Source organism: Magnetospirillum fulvum MGU-K5, assembly GCF_000442515.1.
Classification (GTDB): Bacteria; Pseudomonadota; Alphaproteobacteria; order Rhodospirillales; family Magnetospirillaceae; genus Phaeospirillum; species Phaeospirillum fulvum_B.
This window is the reverse complement of record NZ_AQPH01000003.1, coordinates 64,202-90,441: the sequence shown is the minus strand read 5'-3', so window position 1 is coordinate 90,441 and position 26,240 is coordinate 64,202. Positions and strand designations below refer to the sequence as shown.

At 66.2% G+C, this 26,240-nt stretch carries 20 protein-coding genes and 1 pseudogene; 9 read left to right on the top strand and 12 right to left on the bottom strand.

What is annotated here, in order from left to right:
• Window positions 1-34: 34 nt before the first annotated feature.
• The 4 genes and pseudogenes from K678_RS01690 to K678_RS01675 all read right to left on the bottom strand — a co-directional run bounded on the left by K678_RS01690 (window position 35) and on the right by K678_RS01675 (window position 5,082).
• Window positions 35-565, bottom strand: coding sequence for a DUF3576 domain-containing protein (locus K678_RS01690; RefSeq protein WP_021130727.1), 531 nt, complete (start codon window positions 563-565; stop codon window positions 35-37).
• A 148-nt stretch (window positions 566-713) separates the two neighbouring features.
• Window positions 714-1,301: a CDP-diacylglycerol--glycerol-3-phosphate 3-phosphatidyltransferase gene (gene pgsA / locus K678_RS01685; protein WP_021130726.1), complete on the bottom strand. Its 588-nt coding sequence runs from the start codon at window positions 1,299-1,301 to the stop codon at window positions 714-716.
• Between the two features lie 89 nt (window positions 1,302-1,390).
• Window positions 1,391-3,370: an excinuclease ABC subunit UvrC gene (gene uvrC, locus K678_RS01680; RefSeq protein ID WP_021130725.1), complete on the bottom strand. Its 1,980-nt coding sequence runs from the start codon at window positions 3,368-3,370 to the stop codon at window positions 1,391-1,393.
• A gap of 933 nt (window positions 3,371-4,303) precedes the next feature.
• Window positions 4,304-5,082 (bottom strand): annotated as a pseudogene (locus tag K678_RS01675) (SDR family oxidoreductase).
• A 283-nt stretch (window positions 5,083-5,365) separates the two neighbouring features.
• On the opposite strand from K678_RS01675, the gene K678_RS01670 reads away from it, so the two are divergent.
• Window positions 5,366-5,953: a glutathione peroxidase gene (locus K678_RS01670; RefSeq protein WP_021130722.1), complete on the top strand. Its 588-nt coding sequence runs from the start codon at window positions 5,366-5,368 to the stop codon at window positions 5,951-5,953.
• A 90-nt stretch (window positions 5,954-6,043) separates the two neighbouring features.
• Here K678_RS01670 and K678_RS01665 read toward each other — a convergent pair whose 3' ends face one another.
• Entirely contained in the window at window positions 6,044-6,529 is a 486-nt protein-coding gene (locus tag K678_RS01665; protein WP_021130721.1) for a YajQ family cyclic di-GMP-binding protein, read from the bottom strand.
• A gap of 225 nt (window positions 6,530-6,754) precedes the next feature.
• Between K678_RS01665 and K678_RS01660 the strand changes: the two genes are divergently transcribed.
• From K678_RS01660 to K678_RS01635, 6 genes are all read left to right on the top strand, one after another.
• A complete protein-coding gene (locus K678_RS01660) occupies window positions 6,755-6,931 on the top strand; it encodes a hypothetical protein (RefSeq protein WP_155804403.1) in 177 nt (58 codons plus the stop codon).
• A 97-nt stretch (window positions 6,932-7,028) separates the two neighbouring features.
• Entirely contained in the window at window positions 7,029-8,576 is a 1,548-nt protein-coding gene (gene gpmI / locus K678_RS01655; RefSeq protein WP_021130719.1) for a 2,3-bisphosphoglycerate-independent phosphoglycerate mutase, read from the top strand.
• Between the two features lie 13 nt (window positions 8,577-8,589).
• Complete coding sequence (locus K678_RS01650; RefSeq protein WP_039851798.1) at window positions 8,590-10,026, top strand: murein hydrolase activator EnvC family protein; 1,437 nt, start codon at window positions 8,590-8,592, stop codon at window positions 10,024-10,026.
• Entirely contained in the window at window positions 10,023-11,423 is a 1,401-nt protein-coding gene (locus K678_RS01645) for a S41 family peptidase (RefSeq protein ID WP_021130717.1), read from the top strand. The genes K678_RS01650 and K678_RS01645 overlap by 4 nt, the downstream gene beginning before the upstream one ends.
• Before the next feature lie 9 nt (window positions 11,424-11,432).
• The gene (locus K678_RS19660; protein WP_021130716.1) at window positions 11,433-12,836 is read left to right on the top strand and encodes a divergent polysaccharide deacetylase family protein; all 1,404 of its coding nucleotides are present in this window, start codon (window positions 11,433-11,435) and stop codon (window positions 12,834-12,836) included.
• 22 nt (window positions 12,837-12,858) lie between these two features.
• Window positions 12,859-13,341 (top strand): RNA pyrophosphohydrolase, encoded by a 483-nt coding sequence (locus K678_RS01635; protein ID WP_021130715.1) that lies wholly within the window; start codon window positions 12,859-12,861, stop codon window positions 13,339-13,341.
• Window positions 13,342-13,440: 99 nt separating this feature from the next.
• Here K678_RS01635 and K678_RS01630 read toward each other — a convergent pair whose 3' ends face one another.
• The 6 genes from K678_RS01630 to K678_RS01605 form a co-directional block, all read right to left on the bottom strand.
• Window positions 13,441-14,061, bottom strand: a complete 621-nt coding sequence (locus tag K678_RS01630) for a histidine phosphatase family protein (RefSeq protein ID WP_021130714.1) — start codon at window positions 14,059-14,061, stop codon at window positions 13,441-13,443.
• The gene (pheT, locus tag K678_RS01625; protein ID WP_021130713.1) at window positions 14,058-16,454 is read right to left on the bottom strand and encodes a phenylalanine--tRNA ligase subunit beta; all 2,397 of its coding nucleotides are present in this window, start codon (window positions 16,452-16,454) and stop codon (window positions 14,058-14,060) included. Before pheT ends, K678_RS01630 begins: the two co-directional genes overlap by 4 nt.
• Window positions 16,451-17,527 (bottom strand): phenylalanine--tRNA ligase subunit alpha, encoded by a 1,077-nt coding sequence (gene pheS / locus K678_RS01620; RefSeq protein WP_021130712.1) that lies wholly within the window; start codon window positions 17,525-17,527, stop codon window positions 16,451-16,453. Before pheS ends, pheT begins: the two co-directional genes overlap by 4 nt.
• Before the next feature lie 88 nt (window positions 17,528-17,615).
• Entirely contained in the window at window positions 17,616-17,972 is a 357-nt protein-coding gene (rplT, locus tag K678_RS01615; RefSeq protein ID WP_002728693.1) for a 50S ribosomal protein L20, read from the bottom strand.
• A 3-nt stretch (window positions 17,973-17,975) separates the two neighbouring features.
• Window positions 17,976-18,179, bottom strand: a complete 204-nt coding sequence (gene rpmI, locus K678_RS01610) for a 50S ribosomal protein L35 (RefSeq protein ID WP_002728697.1) — start codon at window positions 18,177-18,179, stop codon at window positions 17,976-17,978.
• A 341-nt stretch (window positions 18,180-18,520) separates the two neighbouring features.
• Window positions 18,521-21,982 carry a pyruvate carboxylase gene (locus K678_RS01605; RefSeq protein ID WP_021130711.1) on the bottom strand — a complete coding sequence of 1,154 codons (3,462 nt, stop codon included), beginning with the start codon at window positions 21,980-21,982 and terminating at the stop codon, window positions 18,521-18,523.
• 149 nt (window positions 21,983-22,131) lie between these two features.
• Here K678_RS01605 and K678_RS01600 point away from each other — a divergent pair, with 149 nt between their 5' ends.
• Complete coding sequence (locus tag K678_RS01600; protein ID WP_021130710.1) at window positions 22,132-22,890, top strand: FCD domain-containing protein; 759 nt, start codon at window positions 22,132-22,134, stop codon at window positions 22,888-22,890.
• A gap of 166 nt (window positions 22,891-23,056) precedes the next feature.
• On the opposite strand, the gene K678_RS01595 is transcribed toward K678_RS01600, so the two are convergent.
• Window positions 23,057-23,767, bottom strand: a complete 711-nt coding sequence (locus tag K678_RS01595; protein ID WP_021130709.1) for a DUF484 family protein — start codon at window positions 23,765-23,767, stop codon at window positions 23,057-23,059.
• Between the two features lie 159 nt (window positions 23,768-23,926).
• On the opposite strand from K678_RS01595, the gene K678_RS01590 reads away from it, so the two are divergent.
• Entirely contained in the window at window positions 23,927-26,074 is a 2,148-nt protein-coding gene (locus K678_RS01590) for a primosomal protein N' (RefSeq protein ID WP_021130708.1), read from the top strand.
• Window positions 26,075-26,240: the final 166 nt, after the last annotated feature.

Genomic DNA, 26,240 nt, shown 5'->3' with positions numbered 1-26,240 from the left:
TGTCTTTCCGGTTAGCGGCTAAAAGTAGGGTCGGTCAGTCCTGCGAGACGAGGCGAAGCTGGCGCGCCCGGGTCAGGATCGAGTTTTCAAGATCGGTCGCCATCTTGGGATCGACGCGGGCATCGACCCAGCTGCCGGTCAGGTCGCGGGTCTGCTTGAACAGCGACACCTTGACCCCGTCCGACCGCAAAGTGCGGTCCAGGATGAAGACGTTGACCTTGTAACGCTCGTTCGGCGTCTCGGGGAGCTGATACCAATCGGTGAAGATCGTCCCGCCAAAGGCGTCGGCGGTGGTGATCGGCATGAACGAGATGGTGTCAAGCGACGCCCGCCACAGGAAGGCATTGACGCCGATTCCCGATCCGGCATTGTCGGGCTTGCTTTTGCCGAACAAGCCTTCCGGCCCGAAAATGGTTTCCTGCTTCTCGTTGGACATGCGCGGCGCGCTGTCCCCTTTGTCACGGGTCGGATAAACCGCTTGGGAATTTTCGCAGGCGGACAGCAGCAGGCCGGCAAGAAAAGCGACCGGAACGGCGAAGCGAACCGCGTATCTGTATCTAATCATGTCGCGCCTTCATTCCGCCGCACGAAGGGCCGTGCGGCCTGTTGGCAAACCGAAAGCCCCGGACAGGACCAGGGCCGAGAACGGCCCCGAGCATGCAACGAGAGCAGCCCGCGCGGCAAGGGCGAAAAAGGCCGTCTGACGGTCGCGCTCAGTCGTGGGGCGATGCCGGATCGACCGGAACCGGGTTGGCCCGGATGTGGTGCCAGCCCGAGCGGAGATAATCCCAGCCGGTGATCAGGGTCAGCGCCGCCGCGACCGACAGGCCGACCTCGCCGATCTCCCGGGTCGGCAGGATCGTCAACGCATCGCCGACCAGCAACACCGGGATCGCCACCATCTGAATCCCGGTCTTCCATTTCGCCAGTCGGCTGACCGGCAGACCGACCCGGACCTCGGCCAGGAATTCGCGCAGGCCCGACACCATGATCTCGCGCAGCACGATCACCAGCGCCGACAGGATCGACAACTGACTGACGCGGTTGAACGCCACCAGCATGAACAGCACCGAGACAACCAGCAGCTTGTCGGCAATCGGGTCGAGAAAGCGGCCGAAGGTCGAGACCTGATTGCGCGACCGGGCGACATATCCGTCGAACCAGTCGGTGATCGCGGCCGCGATGAACAGGGCACAGGCCCCCCAGCGGGCGGTCGGGCCGTCGACATAGAACAGGGCGACCATCACCGGAATCACCACGATACGCGACAATGTCAAAAGATTGGGAAGGCTGGTCACCATCGCTCATGTCCGTCAGGCGCCCCCCGGGCCGGGGCGCGGCGCGGCGATACTAGACTGGATTCATCACCCTGTCACGATCCCGACAGCAGTTATTCCGGGCGAATTTCCCTCTCTTCGGGATGAAAATGGTCGTGCAGTTTCTTCGCCATCGTCCGGCTGATTCCCTCGACCGCCTCCAGTTCCGACAAAGCGGCCTCGGCGACGGCGCGGGCCGAGCCAAAATGGGTCAGCAACGCCTTCTTGCGTCGTGCCCCGATTCCCGTCACCTCGTCCAGCGTCGAGCGCACCAGCCCCTGGGAGCGGCGGGCGCGGTGGGTGCCGATGGCGAAGCGGTGAGCCTCGTCGCGCAGGCGCTGAAGGAAATACAGCACCGGATCGCGCAGCGGCAGCATGAACGGCTCGCGGCCGGGAATGAAGAAGCGTTCGCGCCCGGCGTCGCGGTCGGGACCCTTGGCGATACCGACGATGGCCAGATCGTCGATCCCCAATTCTTCCAGCACCGCCAGCGCGCTGGTCAATTGGCCCTGGCCGCCATCGACCAGGATCAGATCGGGCCAGTGTCCGCGTTCGCGGTCGGGGTCTTCCTTCTGGGCGCGGGACAAACGACGGGTCAGTACCTCGCGCATCATCCCGAAATCATCGCCCGGCGTCAGAGTGGTCGAGCGGATATTGAATTTGCGCCACGCCGATTTCAGCAGCCCCTCCGGCCCGGCAACGATCATCGCGCCCACCGCGTCGCTGCCCTGGATGTGGCTGTTATCGTAAACCTCGATCCGCTGCGGGGGAGCGTCCAGCCCCAGCGCGGTGGCAACGCCGTCGAGCAACTGACGCCACGCCCCGCTTTCGGCCAGCCGCCGCGCCAGGGCGTCGCGGGCATTGTCGGTGGCGTGATCGATCAGCCGCTTGCGATCGCCTCGCTTGGGCAGCAGCAGGGTGACCTTGTGCTTTGCCTTCTCGCTCAGCGCCTCGGCGACGATCCCCGCCTCGGCGGGCGCGATGTTGAGCAGAATGTCCGGCGGCGGCGGCCGGTCGGCGTAGAACTGGCCCAAAAAGGCGGCCATCACCTCGGGTGCCTCGGCATCGCGGCTGTGACTGGGGAAATAAGCCCGGTTGCCGCAATGACACCCGGCGCGGAAAAAGAACACCTGAACCGAGCTGGCCCCGCCCGCCTGATGCAGCGCGACGACGTCGGCGTTCTCCAAGCCCTCGGCTCCGCTTTCCGGGCTGGCCTGGACCCGGGCCAGCGCCCGCAGCCGGTCGCGGTACAGCGCCGCCTCTTCGAATTCCAGCGCTTCGCTGGCTGTTTCCATCCGCGCGGTCAGATCGTGGCGGATTTTCTGGCTTTGCCCGGACAGGAAGGCCCGCGCCCCATCGACCAGCTCGCGATAGGCCTCGGGGCTGATGCGGTCGGCGCACGGCGCGCTGCACCGCTTGATCTGAAACAGCAGACAGGGACGGGTGCGGGCGGCAAACACCGAATCGGTGCAGGAGCGCAGCAGAAAGGCGCGTTGCAGCGCGGCCAGGGCCTGATTGACCGACCCGGCCGAGGCGAACGGACCGAAATATTCCCCCGCCCGGGTGCGGGCACCGCGATGTTTGACCACCTGCGGCCAGTCATGGTCGGCGGTGATCAGGATATGGGGGAAGGTCTTGTCGTCCTTCAGCAGGATATTATAGCGCGGCCCCAGCGACTTGATCAGGGTGCTTTCCAGCAACAGCGCCTCGACCTCGGTGCGGGTAGTCACCACCTCCATCGTGGCGGTCTCGGCGATCATCCGCTGAATCCGCAGGGCCTGCCGGTCCGGCTTGGTATAGGCCACCACCCGCTTCTTCAGATTCTTGGCCTTGCCGACATACAGCACGTCGCCGCGCCCGTTCAGCATCCGGTACACCCCGGGGCTATCGCCCAAGGTGGCGAGAAACGCCTGGATCACCGCCACTCCGGCCGCAAGCGGACGCGCCGATTGGGTCGGCTCGGCCTCGTCCGGGCCGGGGTCCGCCGCATCGTCGCTACCGCTTTGGTATGGGACCACCTTTTCCTCTTGCGGTTCAGGATATCCACGATTCATGTGGATAAGTTTGTTGGAAAGTTCGGGATCGACTGGGGGCACCGAGAGACTTCCTGGAGTTTGCCTGTTTGCCTGTTTTCTGTGCATCACTGCGAAAGCATTTAAATTCAATACATTAGTTTTTCAGCGATCCGCTAAGCCTTGGTTTTTCGCGGAAATACGGCGATTTGATGACCACGCACACGCTGACCCGATCCTGTGCACAACTCTGCGGAGCCGGGGCGGACGCTGCTGGGGCGGCCGAGTCCGCGTCCCAATTCGGGGGAGTCGGGAACCGGTCCCTCCCCCGCTCCTCGCCGGGCGACAACAGGCCCGGCCCCCCTCTCCGCCCAGACTATCCACGAACTCTGTGGATAAGTATGTTGGAAAGTTGTGGGGAGGCTGGGGGCAGCGAGGGAGTCCCTAGGGTTCTGGCCTCTGCCTGTTTTTATGCACAAATCCGAAATCCATGTTTTCCAAGGCTTTAGCGCAAAATTTCCCGTATCCGATCCGGATTTGACCGGATTTATCCTACCGCCCTCCCGCCCCGGCGCAAGATTTCGCCCGGAATCGACGGTGTGCACAACTTACCGGTTGGTTCGATCCGCCCCGCGCCGTCGCGCCCGTCGCCGGTCGCCGCAACGGACACGCATCGGATAGACCCTTGATCGATTGTGGCTTTTTGCCCCACCAACGGAAATATCCACGGACTCTGTGGATAAGTCTGTTGGAAACCTCGGAATGAAAGACGCCAGCCCAGGGAGTCCCTTGGATTCTTCGGTTTGCCCGATTCGTGAGCATGCGAGACATATCATTATTTTTCATATGCTTAGCACGATTCGGCGAGAAACGCGGGCGGGCGAATTGTTGAGTTTTCAAGAAATGCGGCGACTTTGTGTCACTCTGCTTGCGGACTCGGTCCTGTGCACAAGTACTCGCGCCGCGTGACCGAGATCACTCTTCGAAACTGTCACCGCTGACACCCCAGCCGAGATGCTGACCGCCATCCAGGGCGATCATCTGGCCGGTGATCGACGGAGTCGACAGCAAGAAGCGCAAGGTTGCGCAAATTTCGTCTGGTCCGGTGCCGCGATTGAGCGGCAGCGACGAGGCCTGGACGGCAAAAGACTCGGCGCTTTGCCGCACCGACGGCAGCGCCGGGCCGGGACCGATCGCCACGACGCGGATTCGCGGTGCCAATGCCAGCGCCAGGGTCTGGGTCAGGGTCCACAGACCGGCTTTGCTGAGGGTGTAGGTGGTGAAATGAGGAGTCAGGTTCCAGACCCGCTGATCGATCAGATTGACCACCACCGCCTCGGCCGCCGCTGGCAGATGACGGGCCAGCGCCTGGGTCAGCACGAAGGGGGCGCGCAGATTGACCTCCATATGAAAGTCCCAGCTCGCGCGCGTGGCGTCCAGCGCCCCATCCCGTTCGAAGGTCGAGGCATTGTTGACCAGCACCCCCACCGGCCCCAATTCCGCCGCGACACGGTCGAGCAGGCCCGCCACCTCGTCCTCGCGGGCAAGGTCGGCGGCAATCGCCATCGCCCTCCCCCCTGGGCCACGATCGCGGCGACCACCGCCTCGGCCTCGGGACCCGAGCGGGAATGATGCACCGCGACGGCAAACCCGGCGCGGGCCAGATCGAAGGCGATCGCCCGGCCGATCCGCCGCGCCGCGCCGGTGACCAGGGCGACGCGGGGCAGAGCGGGCGAAAAGGAATCGATGGTCATCGCGGAAACTCCGGGGCTGCGGGGGATCGGGACAGGTGATTGAGGCTCTGCCCGGACGCGGGATCGCAGGCGTACCGCCAAGTCTAGCGCGCTTCGCGATGGCTGTCTGCCCGGACCACCCCCTCTTGCGGCGGGGCCGCGTCACCCCAACGTAATGTCATGCCGCACGGATCGGGCCCGATCCGCGCCGCCCCTCATTCGCCGGGCGCGGCCCCTTGGGCCCAAGACCAAGCTGCATCAAGAGCAGCTTGGTATAAGCACAATCGATCAAGGAGGGCCCTTCATGATACGTGACTCGATCAAGACCGTTCTTGCCGCCGCCGCTGCTGCCGTGGGACTGGCCGGGCACGCCTCGGCCAACGAGGCCCCTGCGCCCTCGCGGATCGAGTGGGGGGCGTTGCCGCTGCCCGCGATCGATGGCGGCACGATCGATCCCGCCACCCTGACCGGCAAGGTGGTTCTGGTCGTCAACACTGCCTCGAAATGCGGCTTCACCCCGCAATATGCCGGGCTGGAGGCGCTGTGGCGCGAGTTCCGCGATCGGGGGCTGGTCGTGCTGGGCGTTCCCTCGAACGATTTCGGCAGCCAGGAACCCGGCAATGATGCCGAGGTCGCCTCGTTCTGCGAAATCAATTACGGGGTCGATTTCCCGCTGCTGTCAAAACAGACCGTGTCGGGATCGAACGCGCATCCGTTCTATCGCTGGGCGGCCGAGCGCACCGGCCCGCTGGGGGTGCCGCGCTGGAACTTCCACAAGATTCTGATCGGACGCGACGGGCAGTTGATCGACTGGTTTTCCAGCGTCACCGGGCCGGACTCGTCCCGGCTGCGCTCGGCGATCGACCGTTCGCTTGATCTGACGGGGCATTAGAACATCGTGCGTCAAACCTGACGCACGATGTTCTTGCGGCCAAGTGCCCGGAGGGCACGCTTAGGCAGAGGGGATCAATGAATCGCGGTATCAGTCGCGGAAATTGACGTACTGAAGCGGACGGTCGGACTCGACCTTGCGCAGCAGGGCGATGGTTTCCTGCAACTCGTCGCGCTTCTTGCCGGTGATGCGCAGTTCTTCACCCTGGATCGCGGCCTGGACCTTGATCTTGCTGTCCTTGATCGCCTTGACCAGCAGCTTGGCGAGGTCCTTGTCGATCCCTTCCTTGATGTCGATCTGCTGGCGGACGGTGTTGCCCGAGGCCTTTTCGACCGTCTTGAACTCCATCACCTTGGGATCGACATTGCGGCGGGTGAAGTAGACCTTCAGCAATTCGTGCATCTGCTTCAACTTGGGATCATCGTCGGCGAGCACGGTGATGGTCTTGTCTTTGCGCTCGACCGAGCATTTCGCGCCTTTGAAATCGAAACGCTGGGCGATCTCACGGGTGACCCCGGCCAGGGCGTTGTCGATTTCGGCCAAATCGGTCTTGGAAACGACGTCGAAGGACGGCATCGCAGCCTCTCCTCTGCTGTGGCTTTGTTGCGGCCGGGTTGTAGCACAGCCGCCGCCCGCCCCCAAGCCGCCGCATCGCCTTGCCGTTTCGCGCTCCAGCCGCCCAAGGGAGAGTCTGCCCCGCCCCGTCCTTCACCCTGGCGCGGCGATATGGGTTTTGCTATCATTGCGTTTAAGTGCTGAGGTTAGAGGCCCTAACGGAAAGCCGCGTTCGTGGAAACAAGCTTGTTTCAGATCATCTCCGAGGCCTGTTCCTCGGCCCGACGGAACGGATTGGGTGCGGATGAAACGCACGATGCGATCCTGTCGGCGTTGCTGGCCTGTGACCCCACGTTGCGCCCGGCAACGGCGCGGGTCATCGCCGACCAGCTTTTCCCGATGGTCGACCGGGCCGAGGGATAGTAACGATACGCATGCGGGTCCTGGAACTGGCGGCGGACGACGATTACGTATAGTCTCCGGCTGTTCTTTCCTGTCCTGTCCCATAGGCTTGAATTTCATGTCATCCGCATCGACGCATCGTCCCCGCCCGGTTGTCCTGTGCATCCTCGACGGCTGGGGCTGGCGCGAAAAAACACCCGACAACGCCATCGCCCAGGCGACCCTGCCCAACTGGACCCGCTTTCTTGAGCGCTATCCCCACGCCCTGCTGCAAAGCTCGGGGCTGGAGGTCGGCTTGCCCGCCGGTCAGATGGGTAATTCCGAGGTCGGCCACATGAATCTGGGGGCCGGTCGGGTGGTGATGCAGGAACTGCCCCGCATCGATGCCGCCGTTGCCGATGGCTCGCTGGCCGCCAATCCGGCCCTGACCGCGATGATCGCCGGGCTGAAGGCCAAGGGCGGCACCTGCCACCTGATGGGCTTGATGAGCCCGGGCGGCGTCCATTCGCATCAGGATCATCTGGCAGCGCTGGCCCGCGCCGTTGCCACCGCCGGGGTCCCCGTCGCGGTTCATGCCTTCCTTGATGGCCGCGATACCCCGCCGTCGAGCGCGCGGGACTATCTCGCCCGCTTCCAGGCGGCCGTCGCCGGATTGAACGTCACCGTCGCCACGGTGTCGGGCCGCTATTACGCGATGGACCGCGACAAGAGGTGGGAACGGGTCACCCTGGCCTGGAACGCCCTGGTCGAAGCCAAGGGCGAAACTGCCCCGGACGCGCTGGCGGCCATCGACGCCTCGTATGCGGCGGGCAAGACCGACGAATTCGTCCTGCCCACCGTGATCGGTGGCTATCGCGGGATGCAGGACGGCGATGCCTTGCTGATGGGCAATTTCCGCTCTGACCGCGCCCGCGAGATTTTGACCACCCTGGTCGATCCGGCGTTCGACGGCTTTGCCCGCTCCCGTCAGGTGGCCTTTTCCGCCCGGCTGGGGATGGTCGAATATTCGGCCGACCTCACCCCCTTCCTGACCCCGTTGTTCCCGCCCGAGACCCTGACCGGCATCCTGGGCGAAGTGGTGTCAGCGGCAGGGATGACTCAGTTGCGGCTGGCCGAGACCGAGAAGTACGCTCACGTCACCTTCTTCTTCAATGGCGGGCGCGAGTTGGTCTTCCCCGGCGAGGAACGGATTCTGGTGCCCAGCCCGAAGGTCGCCACCTATGACCTGAAGCCCGAGATGTCGGCCGTCGGGGTTGCCGACAACGCCGTTGAAGCGATCGGCAGCGGCCGCTTCGATCTGATCGTGATGAATTTCGCCAATGGCGACATGGTCGGGCATACCGGCTTCCTCGACGCCGCAATTCATGCGGTCGAAGCGGTCGATGTCTGCCTGGGGCGGCTGGAACGCGCGATCGAGGCTGCTGGCGGTGTTCTTCTGGTCACCGCCGATCATGGCAATGCCGAGCAGATGAAAGACCCCGTCACCGGCCAGCCCCACACCGCCCACACCACCGGGCCGGTGCCGGTGGTGCTGGTCGCCCCGCCCGCCGGGGTCACGGGACTGACCGACGGACGGCTGGCCGATGTCGCGCCGACCCTGCTCGCCCTGCTGGGCCTGCCGCGTCCGCCCGAAATGACCGGGCAGTCGTTGCTTGTTTCGGCTTAGACCCCTTGCGCCGGTGCTGCTTCTGCTCCTGTCCGGAGCGGGAGCGGCATTGGCGCAGGGACTTCCCGCGGTTGATCCCAACCAGCGCCTGCGCGAGTTGGAGGCCGAGCTGGACCGCTCGCGTGCCGCGCACGACGAAATCCGCTCCAAAGCCGCCAATCTGGCCGAGGAAACCGGACGGTTGCGCGGCGACATGGTCAAGGCCGCCCGCGCCGCCCAGGAAAGCGAGGATTTGCTGTCCGAGCTGGAATTCCAGCTCGACGATTTGCGCGAACGCGAGGAAAGCCGCTCCGAGGCGCTGAAACGCCGCTCGCAGCAGATGGTCGGGGTGTTGACCGCGTTGCAACGGCTGGCCTGGCGGCCGACCGAGGCGCTGATCGCCCAGCCGCAAAGCCCCGCCGACACCGTCCGCTCGGCGATCCTGCTGCGCGCCGCCGTGCCGCAGATCGAGCAATCGGCTCATGATCTGCGCGGTGAGATCGATTCGGTCACCCGCCTGCGCGCCGAGATCGGCGAGCAGAAGAAACGGATCGCCGCCACCGCCGCCCGGCTGGAAGAGGAACACGAGCGCCTGAAGGATATGGTCGACCGCAAAAGCCAAGTTCAGCGCGCCACCGAGGAAGAGCGCCGCTCGGCCGAATTGCGGATGCGCGATCTTGCCGCCCAGGCCGAGGATCTGCGCGATCTGCTGGCCCGGCTGGAGCAGGAGCGCGAACGCCGCGTCGCCGAGGCCGCCGCCAAGGCCGCCGCCGAAAAAGCGGCGCGCGAGGCCGAGCTGGCGGCACAGAAAGCCGCCCACGACGCCGAACTGGCGGCGCAGAAGGCCGCGCGTGAGGCCGAGTTGGCGGCGCAAAAGGCCGAACAGCAGGCCGCCGCCGAGGCGAAAGAGCGCGAAAAGGCCCAGGCCCGCGCCGCCCGCGAGGCCGAAATCGCCGCCCAGGCCGAGGCGCGGGAAAAGCAATTAGTGGCGCAAAAGGCGACCGAAGAAGCCGAACAAGCCGCGCGCGAGGCCGCCGCCACCCGGCTGACCCGCACCGGCAAACCGTTCAGCCAGATGCAAGGGCATCTGCCCTTCCCGGCACGCGGGCGGGTGGTCGAGGCGTTTGGTCAGGTCAACGACGTCGGCCACCAGACCAAGGGTATTTCGATCCAGACCCGCAAAGGGGCGCAAGTGATCGCCCCCCACGATGGGCAAGTTGTGTTCGCCGGACCGTTTCGCGGCTATGGCCTGCTCTTGATCCTGGAACACAGCGAAGGCTATCATACTCTGCTCGCGGGAATGGCCCGGGTCGACTCCACCGTCGGCCAGCGGCTGACCGCGGGCGAACCCGTCGGCGTGATGGGACAGGACGACGCCAAACCCGCTCTCTATCTCGAGCTGCGCCACCATGGCCAGCCGGTCAACCCGTTGCCTTGGCTCATGGCACGAAATAATAAGGCTAGTGGATGATTCGCAAGATTCTGGTGGCGGCGGGGACCGTCGCCCTGCTGTCCTCGACCGCTCTGGTTCCGGTGGCCGCCGACGCGGCCGAGCGAAAGGAGACCTATCGACTCCTCGACCTGTTCGCCGAAGTCTTCGACAAGGTTCGCACCGAATATGTCGAGCCGGTCAATGACGAGGAATTGATCGAGGCGGCCCTGAACGGGATGCTGTCGTCGCTCGACCCGCATTCCGGCTATCTCAATCCGAAAAATTCCAAGGACATGGACATCCAGACCCGCGGCGAGTTCGGGGGCCTGGGGCTGGAAGTGACGATGGAAAACGGCTGGGTCAAGGTGGTGTCGCCGATCGACGATACCCCGGCCTTCCGCGCCGGATTGCAGCCGGGCGACTTCCTTACCCATCTCGACGGCGAGCCGGTCCAGGGTCTGTCGCTGACCGACGCGGTCGATCGGATGCGCGGCCCGCCCGGCACCGACATCAAAGTCACCGTTCGCCGCGCCGGACAGGAACCGTTCGACGTCAAGCTGACCCGCGCCGTGATCAAGGTTCAGACCGTCAAGGGCCAGGCGTTCGGCGAAATCGGCTATATCCGCATCTCGCAATTCAGCGCCACCACCGAAACCGATCTGCGCCGGGTGCTGACCCAGGTCCGCAAGGAGATCGGCAAGCCCGCGACCGGCTTCGTCATCGATCTGCGCAACAATCCGGGCGGCCTGCTCGATCAGGCGGTGGCGGTGTCCGACGACTTCCTCGAACAGGGCGAAATCGTCTCGACCCGCTCGCGCCGGCCCGAGGATACCCAGCGTTATAACGCCCGCTCGGGCGATATCACCGACGGCCTGCCGCTGGTGGTGCTGATCAATGACGGCTCGGCCTCGGCCTCGGAAATCGTCGCGGGTGCGCTTCAGGATCACAAGCGCGCGGTGATCCTCGGCACCCGCTCGTTCGGCAAGGGCTCGGTCCAGACCCTGATCCCGCTGCCGGGCCACGGCTCGATCCGCCTGACCACCGCCCGCTACTACACCCCCTCGGGCCGGTCGATCCAGGCAGTCGGCATCGAACCCGACATCAAGGTCTATCCCTCGAAGGTCGAGCCGATCGGCGGTGCCGAACGCGACCGCCGCAGCGAGGCCAGCTTGCGCAAGGCGCTGCCCAATCCCAACGGCACCCCCTCGCCGGACAAGGAAAAAGACAAGGACAAGGACGCCAAGCCCGCGCCGACGGCCAAGCCGGATGCGAAGTCCGATGCCAAACCTGACGCGAAGTCCGACGCCAAGCCGGATGCGAAGCCCGAGACTCCGCCCGCCCCGGTCAAACTGGGCGACCCGGCCCAGGATTACCAATTGTCCCGGGCGCTTGACCTGCTGCGCGGCCTGTCGGTCTATCGCCCGCCGGCGCGTTAAGGCGCCGGAATGGCCAAACGCCGCTATGACGACCTGGATGACGAGGATGATGAGGAAGACCTCTCCGCCTCCATCCGGGTCGTCGCCCCGCCGCCACCACGTCGGCGACTCAATCTCCGCCCGCTGCTGACCGGCCTGCTGGTTCTGGGGCTGGGCGGCGGGTTGGGTGCGGGGATTTACGTCCTGACCTCCTATGACGCCCGGGCGCTGATCGGTCTGCTCGATATCGGCGATACCGGCCCGCGCCTGTCGCTGCAATTGCCCGGCCGGAGCGAGGCGCCCCGCCCTGCTGCGCCAAGCGGCGGCGGCCTCCTCACCCCGCCCGGCTCACCCACCGCCGACAAAGGCGAGACCGCCCCCTCCCTGTCCTCAGAAGAGGCCCCCGCCGCCTCCCCCCCGGCGGCGGGCGCTCCTCCCTCCTCCGCTCCGACCGCTCCGCCACCCGTGGCAACGCCCTCCGCCGCGCCGGTTCCGCCGGTGGTGGCCGCGCCGCCAAGCGTGCCCTCCCGCAGCTCTGCCGCCAAGGCCGATCCCTACGCGATCCCGCCCCAGCCCGCGCCTCGGACCGCCGACAAGCCGCCCAGCTTCGATGCGTTACCCGAGATCAAGGGCGACCTGAAGCCGCTGGCTTCGGCCCCGCTGCGCGAGATGCTGAAGAAAAGTCAGGCGGGCGACCTGCCCGTTCCCGGACCCGATGGCCGCCAGCCCTGGCAGGTCTATGCCCGCCCCTGGGCCGATCCCGCCAACCGGGGCAAGGTGGCGGTGGTGGTGATCGATCTCGGCCTCGACCGCGTCGCCACCGAAGCGGCGATCTCGCGCCTGCCGCCAGAGGTCACCCTGGCCTTCAGCCCCTATGCCGCCAGTCTCGACAAATGGATCAGGAAGGCGCGCGACCACGGCCACGAGGTTCTGATGGTGGTGCCATCCGAATCGGTGGGACCGGATTCACCCGATCCCGGCCCCTATGGCCTGATTTCCGCCGCGACGCCCGAGGCCAATCTGGGTCGCCTGGAAACAGTGATGGCGCGGGGACCAGGAGCGGCCGGGCTGGTCCTGCTGGGCGAATCCTTTGCCGCCTCGCCGCAAATTTCGGGCGTGCAGGCCGCCGTGCGCGAACACGGGTTGCTGTTCGTCGGCCCCGGAGCCGCCGCCCCCGCCCGCACCCCGGCGCTGGCCCGGATCACCGCGATCATCGACCGCGATCTGTTCCGCGAGGCGATCGACCTGCGCCTTAATCAGATCGCCGTATCGGCCCGGGTCCAGGGCCGGGCGGTCGCGGTTGTCCAACCCCGGCCGCTGTCCTTCGACCGTCTGGTCGGATGGCTGGCCACCCTGTCCAGCAACGGCGTGGTGCTGACCCCGGTCTCTGCCCTGGTGACGCCGCCGCCGCCCGCCCCAGCCGCCAAGCCTTGATCTCGAACGGAAGGCCCAACCGATGAGTCCGCTGCCCTATCACGACCGCCCCTATCGCCCCTGCATCGGTCTGGTGCTGCTGAACCCGGCCGGGCTGGCCTTCGTCGCCCGCAGACTCGACACCCCGGATTCGTGGCAATTCCCCCAGGGCGGCATCGACGAGGGCGAAGCCCCCGAAACCACTGTCCTGCGCGAGATGAAAGAGGAAATCGGCACCGATTCGGCCAAGATCATCGCCCGGACCGCCGGATGGGTCAGCTATGATTTGCCGGTTGAGTTGGCCGACCGCTGCTGGCATGGCAAGTATCGCGGCCAGAAGCAAATCTGGTTCTGCGCCCGCTTCACCGGCTCGGATACCGAAATCGATCTCGCCACCGAGCATCCGGAATTCGACGCCTGGCGCTGGATTCCCCTGGCCGAGGTGCCGGACCTGATCGTTCCGTTCAAGCGTTCGCTCTACGATCAGGTGGTGGCCGAGTTCCTGCCGCTGGCGGTGCCGGTTTAGGAACGAAGACCGGCCAACCCTCGATTTGACCCGTTGGCCGGTATTGAGCCGCCATTGCGGCGGCGACCAAGGGCGCGGATGCGCCCGCCCGGCGCGGTCTTATTGCAGCGGCTCCCCGCAGGAAATCCGCTCGACGATTCCGTTGCATAGCCGGAACAAAGCGTTCTGAGGCGATTCGGCCTGCATCGCCAGATCCGGGTCCTGACCGAGATACAGCCCGCGCAGGACACGACCGGCGATCCCGTGGCTGATCACCACCACCTTTTCCTCCGGCCCAACCGAAGCCAGCCAATCGCTCAGCCGGGCGGTGAGAGCGGCGTGGGTCTCCCCACCCGGCGCCTTGAAGGCCCAGTGATCGAGGCCGCGCCCCCGCGTCAAATCGGGATCGCGGGCAGTCAGCTCGGTCTTGGTCAGACCGGAAAACGTTCCGGTATCGATTTCGGCCAGCCGGGGATCGAAGGTGATGGCACGAAAATCAAGCCCGGCGATCTCGGCGATGATCCCGGTGGTGCGGACGCAGCGCCCGAGCGGGCTGGAGGTGACCCGCCAGCCGGTACCGTCACCGATCAGACGGGTGACGGTCTGCCCGGCCCGGCGAGCCTGTTCGATGCCGTTCGGGGTCAGGGGCGAATCGCGATGCCCCTGAACCCGCCCCTCACGGTTGGAGAGGGTTTCTCCATGACGGATCAGCAGGATGGTTGGCCCCACGGCCCGGCTCATCCGCGCAATTCTCCGCCGGTAGCCTTGATGACGGCCTGAACGATCCGGGTCGAGACCGCCTCGATCTCTTCATCGGTGGGGGTCCGCTCGGTCGGCTGCAAGGTGACGCTGATCGCCAGCGACTTCTTGCCCTCGGGAAGATGAGCCCCCTCGTACAGATCGAACACGACGACGTCGCTAATCAAAACCTTGTCGGCGTTGCGGGCGGCGCGGACCACCTGTTCGGCGGCAACCTTGCTGTCGAGAATGAAAGCGAAGTCGCGGTCGAGCGGCTGGAACGCCGAGGCCTTCAGCAAGGGCCGGGCCCGGCTGGGCTTGGCCTTGGCAGGCGGCAACGCCTCGATGAACAGTTCGAACCCAACCAGCGGGCCCTTGACGTCAAGCGCGGCCAGAACGCCGGGATGGAGTTCGCCGAAATAGCCGACCGGCTTGTTGCCAAGGCGCAACGTTCCCGACCGGCCGGGATGGTACCAGGACGGCGCTTCGGCGATGGTCTGGAAGCCGTCGGGGCTGAGCCCGGTCGCCGCGATCGCCGCCAGCAGATCGGCCTTGGCGTCGAAGGCATCAACCGCACGCGGCGCGCCGGTCCAGTGGCGCGCGGCGGTCTTGCCGACCCGCAGGCCACCCGCGACCAGACGCTGTTGCCCCGGTTCCGGCCCGTCGAATTGCGGCCCGATCTCGAACAGGCTGAAATCGCGCAAGCCCCGATCGAGGTTACGCCCCACCGCCGCGACCAGATTGGGCAGCACCGAGGGACGCATTGCGTCGAGATCGGCCGAAATCGGATTGGCCAGTTGCAGCGCATCGCTGCCGCCGCCGAACAAGGCGGCCTGGGCCTGGGGCAGGAACGACCAGGTAACGGTCTCGATCAGACCGCGCGCGGCCAATTGACGCCGCACCCAGCCGACCCGACGCTGGGCCGGGGTCAGAATCGGCTTGGGCATCGGGTTGCGCGGCAGCGGCACCGCCGGAATCGCATCGAAGCCGACGATACGGACAACTTCCTCGACCAGATCCTGCTCGCCGCCGATATCGGCGCGCCAGGACGGCGGGTTGACCAGCAGCCCGTCATCATGTTCGGCCACGGCGCAGCCGAGCGCGTGCAAAATCCGCTCCTGCTGCGCGATCTCGACCTCGACGCCGCCCAGGGCGGCAACCCGGCCGGGGCGCAGTACGATTGATTTCTGCCAGTCCGGCTCGGTTCCGGCGATCACCGGCTCGGATGCCTCGCCGCCGCACAGGTCGAGAATCATCCGGGTGGCCAGTTCCATCGCCGGGACGACGAAGGCGGGATCGACGCCGCGTTCGAAGCGGAAGCGGGCATCGGACAGGATGTCGAGACGACGGCCGGTGGTGGCGGTCCGCGCCGGATCGAACCACGCCGCTTCAAGGAAGACCGAAGAGGTGGTTTCGGAGCAGCCCGAGCTGTCGCCGCCGATCACCCCAGCCAGACCAAGCGGGCCGGTCGCGTCGGCGATCACCGTCATCGCCTCATCAAGCGCGTAAGTCTTGCCGTTCAGCGCCGCCAGGGTCTCGCCGGGACGGGCCAGACGGGCGGTGATGTCGCCCTTGACCCGGTCGGCATCGAACACGTGCAGCGGGCGGTTGAGGTCGAAGGTGAAGAAATTGGTGATATCGACCAGCGCCGAAATCGGACGCAGCCCGATCGAGGCCAGACGATCCTTCAGCCATTGCGGGCTGTCGCCGTTCTTGACGCCGCGAATGAAGCGACCGGCGAACAGCGGGCAAGCCCCCGCCGCATCGGCAGCGAAATCGAGGGTGACCCCGATCGGGCTGGCGAAGCTGCCCGCCACCGGCTCGACCGACAGCGGCACCAGCCGCCCCAGACCGGCGGCAGCGAGATCGCGGGCGATGCCGCGCACGCCCAGGCAGTCGGCCCGGTTGGGGGTGACGGAAATGTCGATCACCGGATCGAACGACATCACATCAAGCAACGCCGCGCCGACCGTGAACGACTCGTCCAGTTCGGCGATGCCGTCATGGTCCTCGCCCAGCGCCAGTTCGCGCCACGAGCACATCATGCCCTGGCTTTCGATGCCGCGGACATTGCCCTTTTTCAGCGCATCGCCGGTGACCGGGATCACGGTGCCGGGACGGGCCAGGATCACCTTCAATCCGGCGCGGGCGTTGGGCGCGCCGCACACCACCTGGATCGTCGCCTCGCCGGTGGCAACCGAGCAGACCTGGAGCCGGTCGGCGTTGGGGTGACGCTCGGCGGTCAGGATATGGCCGACGATGAAGCCGGACAGACGGCGGGCGGGGTCTTCGACCTCTTCGACCTCAAGGCCGATCGCGGTCAGCGCCGCGACGATTTCGTCGAGGGTCGCGTCGGTTTCAAGATGAGACTTCAGCCAGGACAGCGAGAATTTCATCGGGTCAGCCCCCCCGAAAGCGTGGGAACGTCAAGCGGAACGAAGCCGTAATGGCGCAGCCAGCGCAGGTCGGAATCAAAGAAAGTGCGCAGATCGGGAATGCCGTATTTCAGCATCGCCAACCGCTCGACCCCCATGCCGAAGGCAAAGCCCTGATATTCGTCGGGGTCGATGCCGCAATTGCGGAGCACGTTGGGATGAACCATCCCACTGCCCAGCACTTCGAGCCAGCCCGCACCGGGGCCGATCCGCAGTTCGCCGCCTTCGCGCGAGCAGCCGATATCGACCTCGGCCGACGGCTCGGTGAAGGGGAAGAAGCTGGGACGGAAGCGAACGGGAACGTCGTCGACCTCGAAGAAGGCGCGGACGAATTCGATCAGGCAGCCCTTCAGATGACCCATATGGGTGGTCTTGTCGATCACCAGACCCTCGACCTGATGGAACATCGGGGTGTGGGTCATATCGGAATCGCATCGATAGGTCCGGCCGGGAACGATGACGCGGATCGGCGGCTTCTCGCTCAGCATGGTGCGGATCTGCACCGGCGAGGTGTGGGTCCGCAGCAAATGGCGGCCACCGTCGGCGCGCTCGCCGAAATAGAAGGTATCGTGCATCTGCCGGGCGGGATGCTCGGGCGGGATGTTGAGCGCGGTGAAATTGTGGAAATCGTCCTCGATATCCGGACCTTCGGCGATGGCAAAGCCCATCTGAGCGAAGATCTGGGTGATCTCCTCGATCGTCTGGCTGATCGGGTGGACGCGGCCCTGGCTTTCGGGACGGGGCGGCAGGGTCACGTCGATCCGTTCCCGCGCCAGCCGTTCGTTCAGCGCCTGGGCCTCAAGGGCGGCGCGGGCCGTTTCCAGGGCGGTGGCGACCTCGTCGCGGGCGACATTCAGCACCGCGCCGGCGGTCTTGCGCTCGTCCGGGCTCATCGCGCCCAACGACTTCATCAGCCCGGAAATGCTGCCCTTTTTGCCGAGCGCCGCGACGCGGGCGGCTTCAAGCTGCTCCAGGCTCGTTGCCGCCGCGATGGCGGCAAGCGCCTCGGCGCGCAGTCGATCCAGATCGTGCATCGGTCCGTTTCCTCTGCTTAAGACGCGAAGAGGGGCCGCACCCCAATGGGCGGGCCCCTCTCCTAACCATCGCTCCCCATAGGGAACCCTACCGGAGGGCGGCCTGAGCCTTTTCCACCAGCGAGCGGAACGCCTCGGGCTCGCGGATGGCGATGTCCGACAGCACCTTGCGGTCAAGGGCGATGCCGGCCTTCTTCAGACCATCCATGAAACGCGAATAGGGCAGACCGTAGGCGCGCGACCCGGCGTTGATACGCTGGATCCACAAAGCGCGGAAATTGCGCTTCTTGGCGCGACGGTCGCGGTAGGCGTAACGCAGCGCCTTCTCGACCTTTTCGATCGCGACGCGGAAGCAGGTGCTGGCGCGGCCACGATAGCCCTTGGCGAGCTTCAGAATCTTGCGGTGACGGGCGTGGGTCGTCACGCCTCTCTTGACGTGCGCCATGGGTTAGACTCCGTTCGGCAGGTAGAACTTCTTGACATTGTCCCCGTCCGTCTTGAACAGGACGAAGGTGCCGCGCGCCTGGCGCTTCATCTTCTGGGACTTGGCGGAGAGGCAGTGCCGCTTGAAGGCGACGTTGCCCTTAACCTTACCACTGCCGGTGATGCGGAACCGCTTCTTGGCCGCACTCTTGGTCTTCATCTTGGGCATTTTCGCTTTCCTTGATCTAAAGCGTTTATAAACAAGCACACGGCAAGGCAGCCCTGACGGCCTTGTCCGCGCGGAGAAGGGGACGCTTATACCGCTGCCCCCAGGCGAATGCAAGCATCGCCGCCGGTGCCGGGACCAGATCGGCCCGCTCGGAAAAGGCTGTGGCGGAGGGGCGGAATCGAGTCTCCCCCCCGGCAAAGCCTCCCAGAAACGCCGGGGGGGAGAGCCGGGGCTTTTCCGGCCCCGGTCGGGGCGGGCTCTAAGACCCGCTCTTGTCCTTCGTCTATCCTTCCTGGGCGGGGGCCGCATCTTCTATGGACGCTTGGCCCCCGCGCCCCTCCCTAATCCAACACCACCAGCAGATCCTTGGCCTCGACCTGGGTGCCGGGGGTCACCGCCACCTGAGCGACGGTTCCAGCGCGGTCGGCCCGCACCGCCGTTTCCATCTTCATCGCTTCGATCGCCACCAGCAGATCGCCCTTTTCCACCACCTGACCGGGGCGGACGGCGACGCTGACCACCAGACCCGGCATCGGCGCGCCGACATGGGCGGAATTGCCCGGTTCGGCCTTGGGACGGGCGACGCGGACGGTCGCAACCTTGCTGTCGGCGATGCGGACGATGCGCGGCTGGCCGTTCAGTTCAAAGAACACCTTGCGCTCGCCGTCCTCGTCGGCCTCGCCGATCGCCAGGAAGCGGACGATCAGGCTCTTGCCGCGTTCGAGGTCGATCGCGATCTCCTGACCGGGGGTCATCCCGTAGAAGAACACGTCGGTCGGCAGAGCCGAGACGTCACCGAAATTGCGCTCGTGGAGGGCGTAATCGGTGAACACCTTCGGGTACATCAGGTACGAGGCCAGTTCGGCGTCGCTGATGGTGCGGCCGGCCTTGGCCTCGGCGGCGGCGCGTTCGGCCGCGAGATCGGCGGGCGGCAGCACCGCGCCGGGACGGACCCGGATCGGCTCGGCCCCACCCAGCACCTTCTTCTGCAACGCCTCGGGGAAGCCGCCGACCGGCTGGCCGAGATCGCCACGGAAGAACGACACCACGGATTCGGGGAAGGCGATCTCCTTCTCCGGATCAAGCACGTCGGCCGGGGTCAGATTGCTGGTGACCATCATCAGCGCCATATCGCCGACCACCTTGCTGGTGGGGGTGACCTTGACGACATCGCCGAACATCAGATTAACGTCGGCATAGGCCTGAGCCACCCAGTCCCAATGCTGTTCGACACCCAGCGAGCGGGCCTGGGCGCGCAGGTTGGTGTACTGACCGCCCGGCATTTCGTGGCGATAGACGTCGGCAGTGCCCGAGCGGATATCGGCCTCGAACGGCGAATACAGCGTCCGCACCCCTTCCCAATAGCGCGACAGATCGTTCAACGCGCCATGATCGAGGCCGGGATCGCGGGGGTGATGCGCCAGGGCCGCGCAGATCGAGCCCAACGGCGGCTGCGAGGTCAGGCCGCTCATCGCGTCCATCGCCGCATCGACGGCATCGACTCCGGCATCGACCGCCGCCAGCACGCTGGCCGCCGACAGGCCCGAGGTGTCGTGGGTGTGGAAGTGGATCGGCAGCCCGACTTCCTGCTTCAGCGCGGTGACCAGCCGGGAGATCGCCTTGGGCCGGGCCAGACCGGCCATGTCCTTGATCCCCAGGATATGAGCCCCGGCCGCTTCCAGCTCGCGGGCCATCGCGACATAATATTTAAGGTCGTACTTCGACCGCGCCGGATCGTCGATGTCGCCGGTGTAGCAGATGGTGCCTTCGCACACCGCGCCGGTCTCGCGCACCGCGTCGATCGCGACCCGCATGTTGTCGACCCAGTTCAGCGAGTCGAACACCCGGAAGATATCGACCCCGTTTTCCGCCGCCTGGGCGACGAACTGGCGCACCACATTATCGGGATAATTGGTGTAGCCGACCGCGTTGGCCGAGCGCAGCAGCATCTGGAGCAGCAGGTTCGGCATTTCGCGGCGGAACAGACGCAACCGCTCCCACGGGTCTTCCTTCAGGAAGCGCATCGCGACGTCAAAGGTCGCGCCGCCCCAGCATTCGACCGAGAACAGGCCGGGCAGACGGCGGGCATAGGCCGGGGCCGCGGCGGCAAGATCGTAGGTCCGCATCCGGGTCGCGATCAGCGACTGGTGAGCATCGCGGAAGGTGGTGTCGGTGATCAGAACCCGCTGCTGCTCGCGCATCCACTGGGCCAGCCCCTCGGCACCCAGACGCTCGAGCAATTGCTTCGAGCCTTCGGGCGGGGCAATCGGCGGATAGGACGGCGCGTCGGGCATCGCGATCACCTTCGGCCGCCCCAGACCGGCGACTTCCGGGTTGCCGTTGACCATCACCTCGCCGACGAAGCGGAGCAGGCGGCTGGCGCGATCGCGCCGCTCCTGCCGGGCGAACAGTTCCGGCGTCTCGTCGATGAAGCGGGTGGTGTACTCGCAGGCGACGAAGCTCGGGTGGCTGATCACCGATTCGAGGAAGGTCAGGTTGGTGGCGACGCCGCGGATACGGAACTCGCGCAAGGCGCGGTCCATCCGGGCAATCGCTTCGTCCGGGGTCGGAGCCCAGGCGGTGACCTTTTCGAGCAGCGAATCGTAATAGCGGGTGATCAGCGCCCCCGAGAAGGCGGTGCCGCCATCAAGACGGATACCGAACCCGGCCGCGCCGCGATAGGCGGTGATCCGCCCGTAATCGGGGATGAAGGCGTTCGAGGGATCTTCGGTGGTGATCCGGCACTGGATCGCGTGACCGTTCAGCCGCACTTCGTTCTGGTGCGGCAGTTCGGCGCAACGGTCGCCGATCACCGCCCCGGCGGCGACGCGGATCTGCGCCTTGACGATATCGACCCCGGTAACGACTTCGGTAACGGTGTGTTCGACCTGAACGCGGGGATTGACCTCGATGAAGTAGAACGCGCCGCTATCGACATCCATCAGGAACTCGACGGTGCCGGCATTGCGATAGCCCGCCGCCCGCGCCAGCGTCAGCGCCGACTCGCACAGCGAGGCGCGGCTCGCCTCGTCGAGATAGGGAGCCGGAGCACGCTCGACCACCTTCTGATTCCGGCGCTGGACCGAACAATCGCGCTCGAACAGGTGGATCAGGTTGCCCTCGGCATCGCCCAGGATCTGGACCTCGACGTGGCGGGCACGGCGGACCAGCTTTTCGAGATAAACCTCGTCATTGCCGAACGCGGCCTTGGCCTCGCGCTTTGCCACCGCGATCAGTTCGGGCAGTTCGTCCGGGCCTTCGACCACCCGCATCCCGCGCCCGCCGCCGCCCCAGCTGGCCTTCAGCATCAGCGGATAGCCGATCTGGGCGGCCTGACGGCGGCATTCCTCGGGATCGGCGGGCAGCGGCCCGGTCGCGGGCATCACCGGCACCCCGGCGGAAATGGCGAGATTGCGGGCGGCAACCTTGTTGCCCAACAGCCGCATCACCTCGGAGGACGGACCGACGAAGACCAGACCGGCATCGCGCACCGCATCGGCAAAGTCGGGATTTTCCGCCAGGAAGCCATAGCCGGGATGAACCGCGTCACAGCCGGTTTCCTTGGCCACCCGCACGATCTCGTCGATGGCGAGATAGGCTTCGATCGGGCCTTTGCCCTTGCCGATCAGATAGGATTCGTCGGCCTTGAACCGATGCAGCGCAAAGCGATCCTCGGTTGAATAGACGGCAACGGTCGACATCCCCAGCTCGGTCGCGGCCCGGCAGATGCGGATCGCGATCTCGCCGCGATTGGCGACGAGCAGCTTGTGGAGCGGAAGGCGGCAGGGGATGGCGACGGTCATGGGTCATCCTTTTGAACGGCAGTGAGGAGACGGATAAATCTCTTTACCGAACTTGTAAACAGGGTTCTTGCACTTGCCTAACGAAGGTCTTTTAGCGTACCTAGATCGTTCGGCCGATTTCGGCGGAACAGGATACACCAAAGGCTGGCATGACCGAGCGGATCAGACCTCCAAAACTGGCGGACAGTATTTCCCACCATCTTGAACGGCTGATCCTGGAGGGAAGTTTGCGTCCGGGAGAGCGATTGCTGCCGGAACGTGAGCTGGCCACCCGCTTCGATGTCTCCCGCCCCTCGCTGCGCGAGGCGCTGGACAAGCTGGAGACCCGCGGCCTGCTGGTGTCGGAACGCGGCGGTGCCACCCGGGTCGCCCCCTTGCTGGGCGAAGCCTTTACCGGGCCGATCCGCGAATTGCTCAATTCCCGGCCCGACACGGTGCTGGATTACCTCGAATTCCGCCGTCAGGTCGAAGGGGCCGCCACCGGGCTCGCCGCCCTGCGCGCCACCGAGATCGACCATGTCTGCCTCAAGCGCCGGTTCGAGGCGATGGAAACGGCCAACGCCGCCGCCGATCACGCTGCCGAGGCCGAAGCCGGGGCCGAGTTCCACCTCGCCATCTACGAGGCGTCGCACAATCTGGTGATGCTGCATGTGATGCGGGCGCTGTCGGACCTGCTCTGTCACGACGTGTTCTATAGCCGGGCGATGCTGTATCGCCGTCAGGCCGTGCGCGATCTGCTGCTCGACCAGCACCGCGCCATCCTCGACGCAGTGTTGGCCGGTGACGAGGTCGCCGCCCGCGCCGCCGCCGAAACCCATATCGATTTTACCCGCGACGCCCTGCGCCAGATCGCCGAGGCCGATGCCCGCCTCGACGCCTCGCTGTCGCGAATCGGCCGCGTCGGCTGAGCGGAGCGGCCGCACCGACTTGATGCGATTTGGGGCCTTGCCCCAAACCCCAACCGGGAGGCAAGCCTCCCGGCCCCTCCCTTTTATTGATTCAAAAACAAAAGGGGGTGTTTGCGGGCTTCGCCCGCAAGCGGGTTCGGGCGGCAGCCCGACCAAAACGGGACCATTAAATCAGGCGCAGCACGCAGACTTCGAGCACGCGGGCGAGGAAGGTGACCAGTTCGGTCGCCTGACCGGCGTGGAAGGTATGGCTGTGGCGTGAGCCCAGCGCCATCATCCCGTCGGGACAGGCGCCGCCGGGCGAGATGCGGACCACGGCCGAGGATTGGACCAGCCCGGCACCGTCGCCGAACAAGGTCGGATCGCCCGGCATATCCTCGGTCAGGGCGCAATCGCGGTCGCTACCCCCCATCATCCGGACCACGGTACCGGGGGCCAGGGTCAGCAGGCCGGGGGCGGTCAGGGCGAGAATCGGGGCCTCGGGCGGTTCGAAGCACAAAGTGGCGACATCGACGTCAAGCAAGGCGGGTAGATCGTCGCTGACCGCCTCGGCCAACCCGGCCATATCGTCGGCGGCGATCAGAGCGAGAACCGCACGATGGGTGCGGGTCTGGATCGACATATTGCTGCGGCTGGTGTGGATCAAATGTTCGGCCGCACCGCGAACCCGATCAAGCTCGTCATGGAGACGGTCGATCATGAACATTTGCATGTCGAGAATGCCGTCGTCCCTGGACCAGCGCGACGGCGGCGACAGAGTCAGCAGCAAATCGGGGTGGCGGATCAGGTAGTCGGGATGAGTCCTCAAGAACGCATCGACCTGCCGTTCATCAGGCAGCGCCACCTCGGCGATCGCATCGTCGCGCTTGCGCGCCATGCCGAAAACCCCTTCTCGACCTATGGGAACGATAAAAGGCATAGATCATTGAGGCTCCAGCATCTGTCGTCCAGAGCCTTGATCGGATAGACTCTACTCTATGCCCGCCGCCTCCGCCACCCCCCCCGCCCCGAATTTTCGCCCGGCAGTCGTATTGCGGTGCTGCTACCACTTCCGCTGGCCGGTCCCTACGATTATCGCGCCGGTGACGAAGCGGTTGCAGCGGGCGATTTCGTCCGGGTTCCGCTGGGCAAACGCGAGGCGATAGGCGTGGTGTGGGGACCGGGCGGCGGCGATGTCGCACCCGACCGGCTGCGCGCGATCATCGGCCGGATGGAGGCCGCGGCCCCGTTGCCCGATCCGTTGCGCGCCCTGATCGATTGGGTTGCCGCCTATACCCTGGCCCCGCCCGGCGCGGTGCTGAAAATGGCGATGAGTGTCCCGGCAGCGTTAGAGCCGGTACGCGGCCCCCTGCTCTGCCGTCTCGCCCTGTCCGCCCCGTCCGATCTGCGGCCCAGCGCCGCCCGCGCCCGCGTTTTGGAGTGCGCGGCACGGCTGCCGCCCCTCACCGCAACCGACCTTGCCCGGGAATCCGGGGTCAGTCCGGGGGTGGTCAGCGGACTGATCAAAGCAGGCGCGCTGAGTGTCGCTCCCTCCGCCTTGCCGCCGCCGGTTCCGATCCCCGACACCGCCCGGCCGGGGCCGTCGCTGTCGCCGGATCAGGCCCAGGCGGCAAATGCGCTGACCCAGTCGCTGAACGGCGGCTTTTCCGTCACCCTGCTCGACGGCGTCACCGGATCGGGCAAGACCGAAGTCTATTTCGAGGCGGTGGCGGCGGCCCTGACCGCCGGGCGACAGGTTCTGGTGCTGCTGCCGGAAATCGCCTTATCGACGCAATGGCTGAACCGCTTCGCCGCCCGCTTCGGCTGCCCGCCCTCGGAATGGCATTCCGAACTGAGCGACGCCCGCCGCCGCGACACTTGGCGGGCGGTGGCCGACGGACGCGCCTCAGTCGTCGTCGGAGCCCGCTCGGCCCTGTTCCTGCCCTTTCCCGATCTCGGCCTGATCGTCGTCGATGAAGAACATGACGGCGCTTTCAAACAGGAAGACGGAGTCTGCTACCACGCCCGCGATATGGCAGTGGTCCGGGCGCGGCTGGGGGCGATTCCGGTGGTGCTGGCCTCGGCCACCCCGGCGCTGGAGACCGTCACCAACGTCCAGGCCGGGCGGTATCGCAAGCTGGTACTGCCCGACCGCCATGCCGGGGCGGCGCTGCCTGCGATCGCCGCAATCGATCTGCGCCGCACCCCGCCGCCGCGCGGCCGCTGGCTCAGCCCCGATCTGGTCACCGCCCTGACCGAGACCGTCGCCGCCGGTGAGCAGGCGATGCTCTATCTGAACCGGCGCGGCTATGCCCCGCTGACACTGTGCCGGAAGTGCGGCTTCCGGCTGCGCTGTCCCAATTGCACCGCGTGGCTGGTCGAACATCGCGGCGTGGGGCGGCTGGTCTGCCACCATTGCGGCCATGCGGTGCGGCGACCGGATTCCTGTCCCGAATGCGGCTCGGAAGAGGGCTTTACCGCCTGCGGCCCCGGCGTCGAGCGGGTCGCCGAGGAAGCCGCCTTGCTGTTCCCCGATCTGCGTCAGGCGGTGATGACCTCGGACACCTGCGGCGGTCCCGCCGCCGCCGCCGCCTTGGTCGACGCGATGGCCGAGGGTCGCCTCGACCTGCTGGTCGGGACCCAGATCGTCGCCAAGGGCTATCACTTCCCCCGCCTGACCCTGGTCGGCGTGGTCGATGCCGATCTGGGATTGGAGGGCGGCGACCTGCGCGCCGCCGAACGAACCTTCCAGTTGTTATCGCAGGTGGCAGGTCGCGCCGGTCGCGCCGAACGACCCGGCCGGGTGCTGCTTCAGACCTGGCAACCCGACCATCCGGTGATGCGGGCGCTGGTCGCGGGCGACCGCGACGGCTTCATGGAACGCGAGGCCGAGATGCGCCGGGCTGCGCTGATGCCGCCGTTCGGGCGGCTGGCGGCGCTGATTTTGTCCGGTCCCGAGCCCGATCCGCTCGACGATTTCGCCCGGAAACTGGCCCGCGCCGCCCCACCCGCGGCGGGGATCGACGTGCTGGGTCCGGCCCCCGCCCCGCTGGCATTGTTGAGGGGTCGTCACCGCCGCCGCTTCCTGATCAAGGCCGAACGCGGCGTCCCGCTTCAGCCCTGGCTGCGCGACTGGTTGGGGCGGGTAGCCCCGGCGGGGGGCATCCGGGTCCAGGTCGACGTCGATCCCACCGGGTTCCAATGAGACCGTCTTCAGACACCGCCTCCCCCGAATGGGCAGGTTCGGGGCTTGCAAGGCCTGACTTGATGTGTTAGTTAACCGGCGCGCTTAAAGGGGCCTTAACCCTGTCGGCGACGGAATGTTTTTGCTTGATCAGCATGTTGCGGCCGCCGCTTCGAACCTCGATCCT

Excerpts from the sequence above, each read along its gene's own strand:
- K678_RS01635 (WP_021130715.1), top strand. The coding sequence starts at position 12,859 with ATGAGTCCGCTGCCCTATCACGACCGCCCCTATCGCCCCTGCATCGGT.
- pgsA (WP_021130726.1), bottom strand. The coding sequence starts at position 1,301 with ATGGTGACCAGCCTTCCCAATCTTTTGACATTGTCGCGTATCGTGGTG.
- K678_RS01595 (WP_021130709.1), bottom strand. The coding sequence starts at position 23,767 with ATGGCGCGCAAGCGCGACGATGCGATCGCCGAGGTGGCGCTGCCTGAT.
- K678_RS01690 (WP_021130727.1), bottom strand. The coding sequence starts at position 565 with ATGATTAGATACAGATACGCGGTTCGCTTCGCCGTTCCGGTCGCTTTT.
- pheT (WP_021130713.1), bottom strand. The coding sequence starts at position 16,454 with ATGAAATTCTCGCTGTCCTGGCTGAAGTCTCATCTTGAAACCGACGCG.
- gpmI (WP_021130719.1), top strand. The coding sequence starts at position 7,029 with ATGTCATCCGCATCGACGCATCGTCCCCGCCCGGTTGTCCTGTGCATC.
- K678_RS01665 (WP_021130721.1), bottom strand. The coding sequence starts at position 6,529 with ATGCCGTCCTTCGACGTCGTTTCCAAGACCGATTTGGCCGAAATCGAC.
- K678_RS01600 (WP_021130710.1), top strand. The coding sequence starts at position 22,132 with ATGACCGAGCGGATCAGACCTCCAAAACTGGCGGACAGTATTTCCCAC.
- rpmI (WP_002728697.1), bottom strand. The coding sequence starts at position 18,179 with ATGCCCAAGATGAAGACCAAGAGTGCGGCCAAGAAGCGGTTCCGCATC.
- K678_RS19660 (WP_021130716.1), top strand. The coding sequence starts at position 11,433 with ATGGCCAAACGCCGCTATGACGACCTGGATGACGAGGATGATGAGGAA.
- rplT (WP_002728693.1), bottom strand. The coding sequence starts at position 17,972 with ATGGCGCACGTCAAGAGAGGCGTGACGACCCACGCCCGTCACCGCAAG.
- K678_RS01670 (WP_021130722.1), top strand. The coding sequence starts at position 5,366 with ATGATACGTGACTCGATCAAGACCGTTCTTGCCGCCGCCGCTGCTGCC.
- K678_RS01645 (WP_021130717.1), top strand. The coding sequence starts at position 10,023 with ATGATTCGCAAGATTCTGGTGGCGGCGGGGACCGTCGCCCTGCTGTCC.
- pheS (WP_021130712.1), bottom strand. The coding sequence starts at position 17,527 with ATGCACGATCTGGATCGACTGCGCGCCGAGGCGCTTGCCGCCATCGCG.
- K678_RS01605 (WP_021130711.1), bottom strand. The coding sequence starts at position 21,982 with ATGACCGTCGCCATCCCCTGCCGCCTTCCGCTCCACAAGCTGCTCGTC.
- uvrC (WP_021130725.1), bottom strand. The coding sequence starts at position 3,370 with ATGAATCGTGGATATCCTGAACCGCAAGAGGAAAAGGTGGTCCCATAC.
- K678_RS01630 (WP_021130714.1), bottom strand. The coding sequence starts at position 14,061 with ATGAGCCGGGCCGTGGGGCCAACCATCCTGCTGATCCGTCATGGAGAA.